Here is a 14,852-nt window from a genome sequence, read left to right as displayed (position 1 = left end):
TCATTTAATGTACACTGTAATTCTTGCGATCCATATTGTTATCTGCTTCCTGCTTATCCTTGCCGTACTTATTCAGTCCGGTAAAGGCTCTTCCCTTGGTTCTGCATTCGGCGGCGGTGCGGGCGACGTTTTCGGCCCCGGCGCTCCGGTTAACATAATGAACAAGGTCACAACTGTTATCGCCATTGTTTTCATGATAACTTCGCTCACTCTGGCTGTTCTTTCAACACAGAAAACAACCAGCAGCATTATGCAGAGCAATCCCGCAGGTCAGCAGGCACCGGCCGAAAACAAAAAACCTGTTGTTCCAATGGAGTCTAAATAACGTGATTAAAAAGTTTCTTGCCGTACTGCTTGTCCTTTCCGTTTTCGGATGCGGACAGAAAAAATCGGACAGCGGCTCTGAGCCGGAAGTTTCCCGTAAGCGCGATATCCCCAATGCTGTTTACGGTGATGCTGTTGTTGTTTCAATGCTCGGAGACGCTTCGGGGCTTATATACAATATAACCTCGGACTCAGCTTCACACGACGTTGCAGACAAGATATACAACGGTCTGGTTAAGTATGACAAGAACCTGAATATTGTGGGTGACCTGGCTGACAGCTGGGAGATAGTTGACGACGGCAAAGGCATCATTTTTCATCTGAACCACGATGTCAGGTGGCACGACGGCAAGCCTTTTACAGCCGACGACGTTGAGTTTACCTACAAATTCATGATAGACGACAAAACCCCTACCTCTTACGATGCTGACTTCAGACTTGTCAGTAAATTTGAGGTCATTGACAAGTACACTGTAAAGGTTTCATACGATGAACCTTTCGCCCCGGCGCTCATAAGCTGGGGAATGCCTATGCTTCCTAAGCACCTCTTGCAGGGTCAGGATGTTAAAAAATCCCCTCTGCTGAGAAACCCTGTTGGTACGGGTCCCTATAAATTCCTTGAGTGGAAGGCGGGCGACTCCATCACGCTTGTGGCAAACGACGACTATTTCCTCGGTAGACCATATATCGACAGATATATTTTCCGTATCATCCCCGACACCGCGACAACTTTCCTTGAACTTCTGAACGGTTCGATAGATCTTATATCGCTTTCTCCTCTTCAATGGTCAAAACAGACTGACAGCAACCCCAGATTCAAAAACCAGTACAACAAACACATGTATCTGGCGTCAAGCTATGAATATGTTGGTTATAACCAGAACAAACCTATGTTCCAGGACAAACGCGTCCGTCAGGCTCTTTCATATGCAACACCGAAAAAGGATATCATAAATGGTCTCCAGTTCGGTCTGGGCGTTGAAGCTACGGGACCCTATAAACCGGGAACTATCTGGTATAATCCCAACGTTAAAAGATACGATTACAACATAGATCAGGCGAAAAAGCTCCTTGCGGAAGCGGGGTACAAAGACACTAACGGCGACGGTATCGTTGAAAAAGACGGTAAACCGCTGAAATTTGAACTGATAACAAATCAGGGCAATTCGGTGAGAACCAGCATCTGCGAAGTTTTGCAGAAAAGCTGGGAGAAAATAGGCGTTAAGGTCGACATCCGGGTTCTTGAATGGGCAACATTTATAAATGAGTATATCAACAAACAGAAATATGATGCTGTTGTTCTCGCTGGAACATAACAAACGACCCAGACCTCTATGATGTCTGGTATTCCGGCAACTGCGGTGGACAGAAGCTCAACTTTATCTGTTACAAAAATAAAGAACTGGACAAACTGCTCATTGAAGGGCGCAAAGAGTTTGATCCGGAAAAACGTAAAGAGTATTATTTCAAAGCTCAGGAGATTCTGGCAGAAGACCAGCCCTATACTTTTATCATGGTGCCCAACGCTCTGGTTGCGATAAGCAAACGCTTCAACGAAGTTAAGCCAGCGCCCGCAGGCATCGGATACAATCAGGAAGACTGGTGGGTTGACAAGGACAAGCAGAAATACAGCTTCCAGAAATAAGAGTTGCAAATGCTCAGATACATAGCCGCAAGACTGGCAGGGATGATTCCCCTGCTCTTCGGAATCACGCTCATCTGCTTTTTTGTGATTCATCTTGCTCCGGGTGACCCCGCGCAGTTTCTTGCGTCCATGAATCCGAAGTTCTCGGAAACGGCATATCAAAAGTTTGAAAAGATGTACGGACTGGACAAACCACTGCCGGAACAGTATGTCATGTGGCTGAAACGCGTCGCAGTGCTTGATTTCGGCGAGTCTTTCAGTCAGGACGGCAAGAGTGTCACAGAAAAAATTCTGGAACGTATGCCTGTCACTATATACCTGAACGTTGCCGGTATGGTTCTCATCTTTCTCATCGCGTTGCCGCTGGGTGTCTGGTCGGCATACCGACAGAACAGTATTTTTGACAAGAGCGTCACCGTATTTGTTTTCATAGGTTTCGCTGTGCCGACTTTCTGGCTGGCGCTTCTCTGTATGTATTATTTCGGCGTTATCAAGGGCTGGCTTCCTATATCCGGTCTTACATCATATAATTTCGATCAGCTTTCTGTTGCCGGTAAAATCCGGGATCTTGCGTGGCACTCGTTTCTTCCGGTTCTTCTGTCAGTTTTCGGAGGACTTGCGGGACTTAGCAGATTTGCCAGAAACTCCATGCTTGAGGTTCTGGGCGAGGACTACATCACCAGCGCAAGAGCGCGCGGACTTTCAGAGAACAAAGTCGTTTTCAAACATGCCCTTAAAAACGCCATGCTTCCGGTTGTCACAATTCTGGGACTTTCCGTACCGGGTCTTATCGGGGGCAGCGTTATCTTTGAATCAATATTCGGCATAGCCGGAATGGGTCAGCTCTTTTATCAGGCTGTTATGATGCGCGACTACCCTGTCGTCATGGGTATACTTGTGATGGGTGCGGTGCTTACGCTTATCGGAAATCTGATAGCAGATATCTGCTACGGTCTGGTGGATCCGAGGATACGATATGGCAAAAAATAGACTGCTGAGCAAGGTCAAAGGGAGCTATCTGTTATATTCGGGGCTTACTGTAGTACTGTTCTTCATTGTCGTTGCCATTTTTGCGCCGTTCATAGCTACGCATGACCCGACAGCTATAAATCTTAACAATATATTCGCGGCTCCGTCTGCACAGAATTTTTTCGGAACTGACGAACTTGGCAGGGATGTTTTCAGCCGTATAGTTTACGGCAGCCGCATCTCGCTTTTCGTGGGTTTTGTTGCGGTTGGGATATCTTTGTTGATAGGTGTTATCCTCGGACTTGTGGCAGGTTATTTCGGCGGCTGGACAGATATTATCATCATGCGCATCGTCGATATAATGCTCTGTTTTCCTGCGTTTTTCCTGATTCTTGCTGTGATAGCTTTCCTGAACCCCTCTGTGTTTAATGTTATGGCTGTTATCGGTCTCACAGGCTGGATGGGTGTAACGCGTCTGGTGCGTGCAGAGGTTATGAGTGTCAAAACCCGCGATTATATAACCGCAGCGCAGGTGCAGGGGCTTTCCACAAACATAATAATGTTTAAGCATATACTGCCCAACGTCATGACGCCTATATTCGTAACCGCAACACTTGGCATTGCGGGAGCTATTCTCACCGAAAGTTCACTCAGCTTTCTTGGTCTGGGTGTTCAGCCGCCCACCCCTTCGTGGGGGAATATTCTGACGGCAGGAAAGGACAACATCATGTTTGCATGGTGGCTTTCGATGTTTCCGGGTCTTGCCATATTCATAACTGTTCTGGGTTATAACCTTCTGGGTGAAGGTCTGAGGGATGTTCTTGATCCTAAGAACTAATGTTCCGGCGGTTCTATTGCCATAAGCACTTTCGGGTCTGCTTTAACAATTACACATCTTTCCACAGCTTCTTCCAGCGACAGATTATATCCGTCACGGATATCCGACAATGTGTTTGCCAGATAAAGAGCCTCAACACATGCCTTTGTGTTTGAAGACGAAAGTTCCGGCGTATGGTGGAACAGAGCTGATTCCACAGCATACTGGTTGAAATTCCACATTTTAAGGAAATATGCCCCGACTTCCGCATGATTCACTGAAAAATTTCCCGATTCAAGTTCACAGGTAAAATAGTCTGTGGCTGGGTGTTCCTCTCTGAATTCTGCGATTGAGCGAAACTCCAGCGGGAAGAAAACAAGCTGTATTATTTTGCCTATGTCGTGGATTATCCCAACGGAATTATTCAGAGGGGTAAGGGAACATTCTCTGTATATATGAGAGATGCAGTTCAGGTAATAGTTGGTTTTTACCGAGTGCAAAACAGTGGTTTCAAAATACTGATTCTGCTCGGCGGTCATGTTCAGGTTTGCCGAGAGCGAATGCATCAGCACTATATCTTTAACAGTATTAAGTCCCATGAACATAATTGCTTTTTCGACGGAAGTGCCTGCGAAACTGCCGTAAAAGGCGGAGTTTGCCACATGGAGTATCTTTGAAGTGAGTGTAACGTCTCCGGACACTATCTGAGCTATCTTTCCCATGGGCAGGTCATTGTTTATGGCGTTCATAAGAGCTTCATAGATGCTCATTACTATAGGGAATGTGTTGGAGCCGTTCTGTATCTGGCGGATACGCCTGTTGTCCATGCTGGTCTGTATGCGTGCCATATCTGCGAGTTTTGCAGATATCATTTGTCTGTTAGACGATGAGTCTATATAGGCACACGCTATGCCTTTTATGATCGCTTTGATGATCACATCTTCATTAGCGCTGCTGCCGACTATCAGTCGTGTGGAGAAACTGTTCATTGATGCCGCGTACTGAAGAAATTTTATACCGTCGGTGCCGTCCAGATCGAATTCAGAAACGATTATATCAAAGTTCTTTTTTGTGAGCAGGTCATATGCTTCTTCCGTGCTGGCAGCGATGGTCATGTCAAATTTGAGGCTGCCCAGAACCTCTTTAACATCCATACATGCGCGGCTGTGGTTGCAAAGTATCAGAAGTGAAACATCAGGGTGTGTCATATATCCTCTCTTTTCCAAGTATAGAACATTAGTTATGATTTGAAAAGAGATTGTAAGATTAAATGTTCATGCTGTGAAAGTTTGCAAAGAACGCCTGTCCCAGCGATATACACCCGTCGTTGGGAGGAACTTTAGAGTGTGTGTGCAGTTTGACGGGGCTGTTTTTGAAAAGTGCTATGAGCCTGCGTACAATAAATATATTCTGGAATACTCCGCCGGAAATAACGGTATCTGTTATGTTATTTTCACTGCAAAGTCTGACAGCCTGTTTAAATATCCATTCTGCAAACCCATTGTGAAAAGCTGTTGCAATATCGGTTCTGTCAGTGCCTTTGCGCAGGTCGTCAATTACACATCCGAAAAGCTCATCAGGCGATGACACAGAGTAAGTTTTTCCGGTATCATTACAAAATCCTTCAAACTTCATTGCTGTGTGAGCCTCGAAAAGGTTAACGGGCGTTTTGGTTACAAGTGCGCCTATGCTTTCAAACAACCTTCCTGTACTGGATGTAGGGATGCAGTTTATGTTTCTATCCGTCATGGAGGTTATTAACTGTATGTCTTTTTCAGAAAGTCCGGTGTTGGCTGTGAGTATATCAATATTGTCTGAAAGGAGACCAAAGCTGTGCAGGTATGAGACCAGCATCCGCGCAGGATTTTTTGCCGCCGCGTCCATGCCGGGTTGCGGCACGGAGGGCAGGTGCAGGGCGCGGGTCATTTTCATATCCTTCATGACAAAGAACTCTCCGCCCCATATGGTGTTGTCTGTTCCCAGTCCGGTTCCGTCCATTATGATGCCCAGAGTGTTGTCGGTAAGTCCGTTCTCCGCCATGCATGCGAGCATATGGGCGACGTGATGCTGAACCTGAATGACGTTTATGCCGAGTTTTTGCGCATACTGAGTGCTGTGATAATTCGGGTGAAGGTCGCAGATCACCGTTTCCGGTGTCAGTCTGTAAAGTGACTCCATCTTTTTTATTGTCTCGTCATAAAAGGCGCAGGTTTCGGGATTGTCCAGATCGCCTATGTACTGGCTTACGAATCCGTAGCCTTCTTTTGCAAGGGTGATGCTGCTTTTCAGATGCGCGCCTGCTCCGAGAACGCATCTGTCAGATGCCAAAGGCATTATTACCGGATATGGAGCTAGCCCCCTTGCGCGCCGCATGATGTAGGGTGAGCCATCTACGACAGCCGACAGCGAATCGTCGCATCTGTTGTGGATGGGTCTGTTGTGGTGCAGGAAGTGCATTGTGAAGGCTGAAAGTGCGGTTTCCGCCTCATGTGCATCCTTTGCAATGGGTTCGTCTTTCATGTTGCCGCTGGTAGCAACGATATATTTAGTTTTAAGATGCTTCATAAGTACCATGTGCAGAGGAGTATAAGCAGTCATATAGCCAACAGCTTTTGACATGGGGCATACAAGTGGGCTGAGCGTTGGGTTATCGCACTCCAGAACCACTATGGGTGCCGACTGGCTGAATATCAGATTTTTTTCAGACTGCGATATTTCCAGTTGCTCTATGGTGTCAGGTAACGCCATCACAGCGAGAGGTTTATCGGGTCGCTTTTTCAGTTCGCGAAGCTTTTCAATGGGCGCGTCGTTTGTGGCGTCACATATGAGGTGGTACCCGCCAAGTCCTTTAACGGCGACAAGTTCGCCTTCGTCTATCAGTTCCGCAATTTTCTTTATTGCTTCGATGCCTTTTAATCTTCTGTATGATACTTCCGGACCGCATACAGGGCAGGCGTTGGGCTGTGCGTGAAAGCGTCTGTCTGCGGGATTCCCATACTCCGTCTGGCACTCAGGGCACATAGTAAATTCCGACATTACAGTGCGGGGTCTGTCGTAAGGCATGTCAAGCATGATAGTGTATCGGGGACCGCAGTCGGTGCAGTTGGTAAACGGGTACTCAAACCGCCTGTCTTTGGGATCGTTTATCTCTTTCGCGCAGTTGGGGCATATGGCAGTATCCGGCGGAACAAGGGACAAACCGCCTGAGTGTATGGATTTCTCTATGGTGAATGATTCGTAATCTGTGTGTGCTGTTTCTTCGACAGAGCTTTCGGTTATGTGAGCCAGAGGTGGTGCAAAACTTTTGATATTGCGGAGAAACGCTTCCGCCTCGGTGATATCCTGTGCGTTAATGCGCACCTCAACCCCGCGTCCGCTGTTGACCACAGAGCCTTTTATGCCTTCTGACATGGCAAGGTTATACACGAACGGGCGAAATCCCACTCCCTGCACTATTCCGTTGATATATATTAAAAAAGTTTTCATTTCCGCCAGAACATTGGTGTGAAGAGAACGATAACAGTATAGATCTCAAGCCTGCCGATCAGCATGGCTGCACTCAGCACCCATTTCACATATTCTGGAAAGAATGCGAAATTTTCAGTGGGACCGATAAGTCCGAATCCGGGACCGATGTTTCCCAGTGTGGTCAGTGCCGCAGTGAAGGCTGTGATGATATCCACACCGGAGGTTGAGACTATAACGGTAACGATCAGAGCCGTGGTAATGTATAAAAAAAAGAAACCGCTGATAGCGTAGACGATATTCTTTTTAACAGGCTGCCCGTTGATGCGCAGTGCGAAAACTGCGCGTGGATGCACAAGGTATTTCATTTCGTTTAAGCCCTGTTTCAGCAGTGTGATGATCCTGATGACCTTTATGCCGCCTCCGGTGGAGCCGGAACACCCGCCGACGAACATCAGCAGGAAAAGAACTATCTGCGCGACAGCAGGCCATCTTTCATAATCATCCGTTGCAAATCCTGTGGTGGTTATAAAGCTTGCCACCTGAAAGCTCGCATAGCGGAAGCTGGTCATAAAATCATTATAAACTGTCCCTGTGAGAGAGAATGTAATTATCAGAGTTGATATGGCGACTATGGAGAGATATGTTTTGAACTCTGAGTCCGAAAACAGAGGCTTGAGATTTCCCGTCATGAAACGGAAATGAAGCGAGAAATTAACCCCCGAAAGGAGCATGAAAACCGTTATAACATAGTCTATATACGCAGAGTTATAATGTTGTACGCTGGTATTTTTTGTACCGAATCCGCCCGTTGCAACTGTTGCAAAGGTGTGATTGAGCGAATCGAAAAGGCTCATTCCGCCGAGCATCAGAAGGGTCGCCTCTGCGGCAGTGAAAAACAGATAGATGAACCACAGGTATTTTGCTGTTTCTGTTATTCTGGGCGTCAGTTTGTCCACAGTCGGTCCTGGTGCTTCCGCCTGAATGAGTTGCATACCGCCTATCCCTAAAAGGGGAAGAACCGCAACGGCAAGAACAACGATACCCATACCGCCCAGCCAGTGTGTCAGAGACCGCCAGAAGAGAATGGATCTCGGCAGAGCTTCAACATCCGTCATTATTGTTGCGCCGGTTGTGGAGAAACCTGAGATTGTTTCAAAAACCGCATCTGCGTAGGTCGGCACGACGCCGGATATGTGGTATGGCAGAGCACCTATCAGAACGGCGGCTACCCAGCTCGCCGTTACAAGGAGAAATCCGTCCTTTGTGGACAGGTTTTTCGGTTTTTCATCTTTCAGAAAGTAAAGTGCCACCGCTCCCACGCTGATGAGCAGGCTGCCGGAAATAAAAAAACTGTGTGTTGCGTTGAATTCGTGAAACCAAACCGCCAGACCGCCGCATAAAAGGTGAAAGGCGGCAATTATCACCTGCAGAATGGCGATGGTCTTTATGATAGCCTTATAGTGCATGGCTTACTCTGAAAAATATGGCTGAAGAGTTTCTGCCGTGTTGCCTGCCGAGAATGTCAGCGCTATGTCGCCGGACTGCATGACAAAGTTCCCGTCGGGAATAAAAGTCCGGTTGTTTCTCGCGACTGCGACAACGAGGCTCCCCTTCGGAAGTTTGATGTCCTTGAGCGGTCTTTCGGTCACCTCAGAACCGTGGGCAACGAAAAATTCCGCAACCTCCGCCATGCCGTTCAGAACCTTCATGACGCTTTTTATGTTGCCCTTCCTGATGTATTTCAGGATAGCGTTAACGGAGCTGACCTTTGGGCTGACTGTGGAGTCAATGCCCAGATCATCGGATATGGTTATGTAATTGCTTTTGTTTACGAGCGCCACCGCGCGTTTTATGCCTTTTGATTTGCCGTATATGGCGGCAAGAATGTTCAGTTCCTCGTTGTGGGTAGTACAGATGATGGCATCGCTGTTAAAAAGCTGTTCGTCCTCAAAAATGCTTTCATCGGAGATATCGGCGTTCAGTACCAGAGCGTTCGGAAAATCCGCAGTAAGCGTTTTACAGATTTCATAATCCTTGTCGATTATCTTTATGCTTTTGCCCTGTTGCAGAAGCATTTCCGCCACATGGTGTCCGATGTTGCCGCCGCCGAGAATAACTATGGATTTAAGTTTTTTGCCGTGCATCCCGACTTTTTTCAGCATCCTCACGAAGCTTCTGGATGATGCGACAAGATAAATATGGTCCTTATCAAGAATGACGGTATCGCCGTCGGGTATAACTATTTCGTCGTCACGCATTATGCCTGCGATGAGAAATTCTTCTTTAAGATCTCGTTTGATATCTTTGAGTGTTTTTCCGCAGAAGAAAGCGTCCTCGTCAACGATGATATCGCGAAGCTGTATGTTGAGATCCTCAAAAAGGAAGATATCGCTTGTTGCGCCGTGCTGAACGGTTGAAACTATGGTTTTTGCCGCCTCAATTTCAGGGTTAACGACGTAGTCAACTCCGGCGAGAGCCTTTCCCTGCATCCTGCGTTTGGAATAGCTGACATTGCGCACACGGGCAATTTTTACAGGGACATCAAACTCTGTTGCCACTATGAAACAGGTGATCATGTTTACTTCATCATAGTCCGTTGCGCTGATGAAAGCGTCCGCATTGGTTATGCCGGCCTCTTTCAGAACATCGGGATTTGTCGCCTCGCCCGTGACAACCAGGCAATCGAGGTGTGAAGAGGCGTACTTTGCCCGTGCGGGATTTTTTTCCACCAGAACAACATCCTTCCCGTCTTTGATAAGGGAGGATGCGATGTGAAAACCGACCTCTCCTGCACCTGCAACCACTATTTTCATATCAGAAGCCTACTATATTACAGTTGTAAACTCAACATAATTGTTTTATCCTTTAGTCCATGCTGAATAAGGATTTTATTGCCAAATACAACACTGTTTTCGGGGACGATGCCGAAAGGTTTTTCGAGACCCTTCTGCGCGAAAAAAGCAGGCACATAAGGCTTGCTTCCGCAAGAAAAGCCGATTATCTGGAAGAACTTAAGAACATTGACATAGGCTTGGAGGCTTCAGAGATACCTTACGTTTACAAGGTGACGGAGAACGCGGAAAAGCTTACGGAGACCATCGGTTTCCAGACGGGCGGGTTTTATATCATGAACCCATCCTCCGTTTTTACCGCACGGGTGCTCACATCTCTTATGCCTGATTACCCCTATATTCTGGACGTTTCCAGTGCGCCGGGCGGTAAAACCTGTGCCATAGCCGATATCCTGAAAAACAGGTGCGCGATCATAGCAAACGAACCGTCGCCGAAACGTCTTAAGTCGTTGCAATTCAACATAGAAAAATACGGAAGCTATTCCGTCCGCACGGTGAGTATGGACGGACGCAGTCTTCACAAGGTATTCGACGGCTTTTTCGACGGCATACTTCTGGATGCCCCATGCAGCAACGAGAACAAGATAGGACGCAACAAGACCGTCAATGCTGAGTGGACGCAGGAACTTACCGAACGTATGGCAAAACTTCAGAAGGAGATAGCAGATTCCGCCTTTGTTTCGCTGAAAGAAGGCGGTGTGATGGTCTATTCCACCTGTACGTTTGCTTTGGAGGAGAACGAGGAGGTGGTCAGACACCTGCTTGAATCCTTTGATTGTGAGCTCATAGATATAAACAAAGGTCAGTATACGAAAGGTATAAGCGGTGACAGCTTGCTGGATGAAAAGGTCATCCGTTTTTTGCCTCATCTGGACGAATACGACGGATTCTTCATCGCCGCCATCCGCAAAAAGGGTGAACCTTCAGAGGGCGGAAATTTCATACGTTTCAAACCGGATAAAGAGATAAACTCCTTCTTTGACGAATTTCCCGAATTTGCGGAAGTATATGAAAAGGGCGGTTCAAAATACCTTACAAGCCGCATGGACAGAAGCATAAATTTTAAAAGCAACGGCATAATGCTGTTCAAAAGAGAGGGTGAACTCACCTCGCAGGCTTTCTGGCAGCTTGCCGACGGCATAAAGAAAGAACTTCGCTCGCAAACCGATTATAATAATGCTCTGCGTTACCTGAAAGGGTTTGACATCGACATGCCTGCTGATTATCATGGCGGGGCTGTTTTCTATTATGATATACCCATCGGAATGTCGAAACCTGTTCAGGGTATGTTGAAAAACAAGCTTGATCGTTATTTTCTCTATGGAAAAAATATTGAATGGTAGGGTTATGAAAAAGTTTCTGGTTATTCTTCTGCTTCTCACCGTGTCATATGCCTTTGCGGCAAACACAATCCTTAACGTTGCTGCGCAGAGAGGCGAAAGCTTCATTGCGGTTATTGTTGAAAAAGACAAAAGAAAACTTCACGTTGTGCGTGTCACGGGCGACGGAGTTTCTATAATAAGAACCGTTAACGTGCTTGTTGGCAAAGGAAACGGCGACAAATCCTCAAGGGGCGACCTTAAAACACCGGAAGGAGTTTACAGAATAACAAGCTTTATCTCCGGTCAGCGTCTCATTGAGATGTACGGGAAGGAAACCGCGAAGATATACGGATTCGGTGCTTTTCCTCTGAGCTACCCCAACCTTCTTGACACTCTTAACGGCAAGACCGGTGGCGGCATATGGCTCCACGGAAAAGAGGATAACAGACAGGATCCAGCGACAAAGGGATGTGTTGCCCTTGATAACCCTGACATACGCGGACTTTCGCAGTATTTCACTGCCGGAACTCCTGTCATTATCACCAGAAACGCCCTTTTCGGCTCGCCCCAGACCTACAGACAGTCTTACGACACTGCAAGGGCAGCTGTTAACGAGTTTATAGATGCATGGCGCTCTAATAATTTCGACAGATTTAAAAACTCATACGGCAAAGGCTTTCGTTCCAAAGACGGCAAAAGTCTTAATGCGTATCTGAATTATAAAAAATATCTTATGAATGCATACCCCGACAGGAAGATAGCGGCGGATAACTTCCGCATCTTCCACGAGTCTAAGGACGAGGTGGTCGCACAGTTTGACCAGTATTATTCAGCATCGAATATGACCGTCTTCGGACGCAAAACGCTCTATTTCCGTAACGAGGGCGGGCAGCTCAAGATAGTTGCGGAAGACTTTGAACAGATGAAAGGCGGAAACGTAAAACTCGCCGCAAAGGCGCAGGAGAGCAAACCTGTTCTGCCGGAACTGGTGGAAAAACCGAAAGAACAGCCTAAGAAACCTGCTCCTGTGGCTGTTGCCAAAGCAGAACCTAAAGCTGAACCCAAAAAAGAACCTGCAAAACCTGTTTCAGAGAAAATAATCGCACAGGTTGAGCCTGAAAAAACTAAACCCGCAGAGCCTGAAACAAAAGCTCCGGAAACTGAACAGACAGAACCTGAGACAATACTTGAAGACAATATGTCCGATATCCGCGAAACCACAGCAAACCTTCTGCACGAATGGAAAGCTGCATGGGAAAGCAGAAATATCGACGGATATATGTCATACTATTCCGACAAGTTCAAAAGCGGACGTATGGGCTTTGACGCATGGAAAAAAGACAAGGGCGGCAAATTCGCAAGGATAGCCTCTATAACTGTTGAAATAGAAGACATCAAAGTTGAAATGGGTAAAGAGGACACTGTTGTCGTTACATTTGTACAGAAGTACACTGGCGACAAATACAGCGATACGGGTATCAAAACACTTATACTTGAAAACGGCGACAGCGGACTCCGTATAGTCTCCGAAAACTGGAGAGCGAAATGAAAAAACTTTTTACGGCGATAATACTTGTTCTGACGGTTGTTTCCGCGTATGCCCAGACAAGACCTTACACAAAGGTTGAGAACTATTTTAAAGGCACCGACTACGAGCTGCAGGTGTATAAGATATACGGAAGACAGGACGGTCCCACCATGCTTATCCTGGGCGGTATTCAGGGTGACGAGCCGGGCGGGTTCCTTTCGGCTGATCTTTATTCCGACCTGCGTCTTGAAAAAGGAAATCTGATAGTTATCCCCAGAGCGAATTTCAAATCGGTAATTCTTTACGACAGAGGACCCGACGGCGACATGAACCGCAGATTTCTGGATGAACCGGAAAGGCTTGAAATGGATAAAGTTGTGTCTGTCGTTAAAAAGCTGATGAAAGAATCAGATGTTTTTCTTAACCTGCACGACGGCTGGGGCTACCACAATCCGAACTATGTGGACAGCAACCGCAACCCGAAAAGATTCGGTCAGTCCGTTATCACCGATGCCGACGTGTATAAATGCGGGAACGGAAAGACCATCGACCTGAAAAGTCATGCCATGGACGTTCTTAAAACGGTTAACAGCAAAATAGACGATGAAAGATACCACCTTCACTATTTTAATACCGATACGGCAAATCCGAAAACTCCGTTCAGCGATATGCGCAAAACTGCCACATATTATGCTGTCAGACAATACTGCATACCCGCATACGGGATAGAATCTTCCAAGAATCTGCCCAGTGTTGAGATGAAAGTGCTTTATCATAACTACGCAGTTAACGAATTTATGAAAATATACGGTATCGTTCCTGAAGTTCCCTCTATAATCCTTGAAAAACCCAGATTCGACTACGCTATAATCGCAGTTAACGACGAACCGAAAAAGGTTGACAAGGGTGAGACCCTTTATGTCTCCAGAGGGGATGTTGTTGAACTTCGTCATATAGAATCAAACTATGAAAGGGGAGTTTCAGGTGACCTTCTCGGATACGGCACACTGAACGACCTTAACTCAAAATTTGTGATAAAGAACAACTCTGTTCTCCAGTTCCGCAAGGACAACATAAAGATAGGAAATATCAGCATTGCTGTTGCAAAGGCTCCGAAGGTGCAGCCTGTGGTGGAAGCGCCGAAAGCGGAACCCGTTGCGGAACCTGTAAAACCCTCTGAACCTGCTGTTCAGGCACCGGTATCAGGCTATGTTTTCAACGTAAAAGTGAACGGCAAACCTTTGAAAGTTGCAAACGGCGAAACGCTTAATCTCTCTGTGGGGACAAAGCTTGAGCTTGTTTCCCTCGCTCTCGACGGTGAGGTAACAGGACTTCCCATAAACCTTAAAGGCTACGTTCCCTCCTTCACCATGGTGAACGACGGCGACGACAGAGGATATGTTATCAACCTCCAGCCCAAAAGATTTATGAAAAAATATGCGGAAGACAGCGCAAAAATGCTCTACCCTGTTGTTGTTACACAGGACAGGCAGGAGACAGCTAAATTCTGGGTGAAAATGAAATGATGCGCATCCGTGCCAGAGTATACGGACGTGTGCAGGGCGTGGGCTATCGTGCGTCTGTTCACAGGCGTATTTCAAGCCTTGCCGTGACTGGCTATGTGCGGAACATGCCCGACGGTTCTGTCGAGCTTGATATCACAGGTGAGAAAGCGGCTGTTGACGCGGCGCTTTCAGAAGCGCGTGAGGGTTCGCCCTTTTCAGGTGTTGAGCGCATTGAAACCGAGGAGATTCATGGAGATTCCGGCTATACGGAGTTTGTCATAGAAAGATAAAATCGTTCTTGCGAACGTATGTAAAAAGTAATATAGTTCTAAAACCGTGGGGGTGCCCGATGCGGCTGAGATATACCCCTAAGACCTGATTCGGGTAATGCCGACGTAGGGAACGGACATTTAGCAAGGCTT

General features: G+C 46.8%; 13 protein-coding genes and 1 riboswitch. Of the genes, 9 read left to right on the top strand and 4 right to left on the bottom strand.

Going from position 1 to position 14,852, the window contains the following annotated elements:
• Positions 1–7 precede the first annotated feature (7 nt).
• From secG to LRY47_RS03240, 5 genes are all read left to right on the top strand, one after another.
• Positions 8–325 (top strand): preprotein translocase subunit SecG, encoded by a 318-nt coding sequence (gene secG, locus LRY47_RS03260; protein WP_295222547.1) that lies wholly within the window; start codon positions 8–10, stop codon positions 323–325.
• A 1-nt stretch (position 326) separates the two neighbouring features.
• Positions 327–1,640: a peptide-binding protein gene (locus LRY47_RS03255; protein WP_295222545.1), complete on the top strand. Its 1,314-nt coding sequence runs from the start codon at positions 327–329 to the stop codon at positions 1,638–1,640.
• 197 nt (positions 1,641–1,837) lie between these two features.
• Positions 1,838–1,969: a hypothetical protein gene (locus LRY47_RS03250; RefSeq protein ID WP_295222543.1), complete on the top strand. Its 132-nt coding sequence runs from the start codon at positions 1,838–1,840 to the stop codon at positions 1,967–1,969.
• A gap of 9 nt (positions 1,970–1,978) precedes the next feature.
• Entirely contained in the window at positions 1,979–2,959 is a 981-nt protein-coding gene (locus LRY47_RS03245; protein ID WP_295222542.1) for an ABC transporter permease, read from the top strand.
• The gene (locus tag LRY47_RS03240; RefSeq protein WP_295222540.1) at positions 2,946–3,776 is read left to right on the top strand and encodes an ABC transporter permease; all 831 of its coding nucleotides are present in this window, start codon (positions 2,946–2,948) and stop codon (positions 3,774–3,776) included. The genes LRY47_RS03245 and LRY47_RS03240 overlap by 14 nt, the downstream gene beginning before the upstream one ends.
• On the opposite strand, the gene LRY47_RS03235 is transcribed toward LRY47_RS03240, so the two are convergent.
• Genes LRY47_RS03235 through trkA form a run of 4 tightly spaced genes read right to left on the bottom strand, consistent with a single transcriptional unit; the run spans position 3,773 to position 10,036 of the window.
• Complete coding sequence (locus LRY47_RS03235) at positions 3,773–4,963, bottom strand: HDOD domain-containing protein (protein ID WP_295222538.1); 1,191 nt, start codon at positions 4,961–4,963, stop codon at positions 3,773–3,775. The two genes, LRY47_RS03240 and LRY47_RS03235, sit on opposite strands and share 4 nt — an antisense overlap.
• Positions 4,964–5,021: 58 nt before the next feature.
• Complete coding sequence (gene hypF / locus LRY47_RS03230) at positions 5,022–7,241, bottom strand: carbamoyltransferase HypF (protein WP_295222536.1); 2,220 nt, start codon at positions 7,239–7,241, stop codon at positions 5,022–5,024.
• Positions 7,238–8,689, bottom strand: coding sequence for a TrkH family potassium uptake protein (locus tag LRY47_RS03225; RefSeq protein ID WP_295222534.1), 1,452 nt, complete (start codon positions 8,687–8,689; stop codon positions 7,238–7,240). Before LRY47_RS03225 ends, hypF begins: the two co-directional genes overlap by 4 nt.
• A gap of 3 nt (positions 8,690–8,692) precedes the next feature.
• Positions 8,693–10,036, bottom strand: a complete 1,344-nt coding sequence (trkA, locus tag LRY47_RS03220) for a Trk system potassium transporter TrkA (protein ID WP_295222532.1) — start codon at positions 10,034–10,036, stop codon at positions 8,693–8,695.
• Positions 10,037–10,095: 59 nt separating this feature from the next.
• On the opposite strand from trkA, the gene LRY47_RS03215 reads away from it, so the two are divergent.
• From LRY47_RS03215 to LRY47_RS03200, 4 genes are read left to right on the top strand one after another with little or no spacing between them, the layout of a single operon-like run.
• Positions 10,096–11,418 carry an RsmB/NOP family class I SAM-dependent RNA methyltransferase gene (locus LRY47_RS03215; RefSeq protein ID WP_295222530.1) on the top strand — a complete coding sequence of 441 codons (1,323 nt, stop codon included), beginning with the start codon at positions 10,096–10,098 and terminating at the stop codon, positions 11,416–11,418.
• 4 nt (positions 11,419–11,422) lie between these two features.
• The gene (locus LRY47_RS03210; RefSeq protein ID WP_295222528.1) at positions 11,423–12,946 is read left to right on the top strand and encodes a L,D-transpeptidase family protein; all 1,524 of its coding nucleotides are present in this window, start codon (positions 11,423–11,425) and stop codon (positions 12,944–12,946) included.
• Entirely contained in the window at positions 12,943–14,451 is a 1,509-nt protein-coding gene (locus tag LRY47_RS03205; protein ID WP_295222527.1) for a M14/M99 family metallopeptidase, read from the top strand. Before LRY47_RS03210 ends, LRY47_RS03205 begins: the two co-directional genes overlap by 4 nt.
• Positions 14,448–14,720, top strand: a complete 273-nt coding sequence (locus LRY47_RS03200; protein ID WP_295222524.1) for an acylphosphatase — start codon at positions 14,448–14,450, stop codon at positions 14,718–14,720. The genes LRY47_RS03205 and LRY47_RS03200 overlap by 4 nt, the downstream gene beginning before the upstream one ends.
• 38 nt (positions 14,721–14,758) lie before the next feature.
• A riboswitch (TPP riboswitch) is annotated at positions 14,759–14,849 on the top strand.
• Positions 14,850–14,852 lie beyond the last annotated feature (3 nt).

The sequence above is a fragment of the Seleniivibrio sp. genome (assembly GCF_021209385.1).
Lineage (GTDB): Bacteria > Chrysiogenota > Deferribacteres > Deferribacterales > Geovibrionaceae > Seleniivibrio.
This window is presented reverse-complemented; position numbering and strand designations above follow the sequence as displayed.

Excerpts from the sequence above, each read along its gene's own strand:
- secG (WP_295222547.1), top strand. The coding sequence starts at position 8 with ATGTACACTGTAATTCTTGCGATCCATATTGTTATCTGCTTCCTGCTT.
- LRY47_RS03250 (WP_295222543.1), top strand. The coding sequence starts at position 1,838 with ATGGTGCCCAACGCTCTGGTTGCGATAAGCAAACGCTTCAACGAAGTT.
- trkA (WP_295222532.1), bottom strand. The coding sequence starts at position 10,036 with ATGAAAATAGTGGTTGCAGGTGCAGGAGAGGTCGGTTTTCACATCGCA.
- LRY47_RS03210 (WP_295222528.1), top strand. The coding sequence starts at position 11,423 with ATGAAAAAGTTTCTGGTTATTCTTCTGCTTCTCACCGTGTCATATGCC.
- LRY47_RS03240 (WP_295222540.1), top strand. The coding sequence starts at position 2,946 with ATGGCAAAAAATAGACTGCTGAGCAAGGTCAAAGGGAGCTATCTGTTA.
- hypF (WP_295222536.1), bottom strand. The coding sequence starts at position 7,241 with ATGAAAACTTTTTTAATATATATCAACGGAATAGTGCAGGGAGTGGGA.
- LRY47_RS03205 (WP_295222527.1), top strand. The coding sequence starts at position 12,943 with ATGAAAAAACTTTTTACGGCGATAATACTTGTTCTGACGGTTGTTTCC.
- LRY47_RS03200 (WP_295222524.1), top strand. The coding sequence starts at position 14,448 with ATGATGCGCATCCGTGCCAGAGTATACGGACGTGTGCAGGGCGTGGGC.
- LRY47_RS03225 (WP_295222534.1), bottom strand. The coding sequence starts at position 8,689 with ATGCACTATAAGGCTATCATAAAGACCATCGCCATTCTGCAGGTGATA.
- LRY47_RS03235 (WP_295222538.1), bottom strand. The coding sequence starts at position 4,963 with ATGACACACCCTGATGTTTCACTTCTGATACTTTGCAACCACAGCCGC.
- LRY47_RS03245 (WP_295222542.1), top strand. The coding sequence starts at position 1,979 with ATGCTCAGATACATAGCCGCAAGACTGGCAGGGATGATTCCCCTGCTC.
- LRY47_RS03215 (WP_295222530.1), top strand. The coding sequence starts at position 10,096 with ATGCTGAATAAGGATTTTATTGCCAAATACAACACTGTTTTCGGGGAC.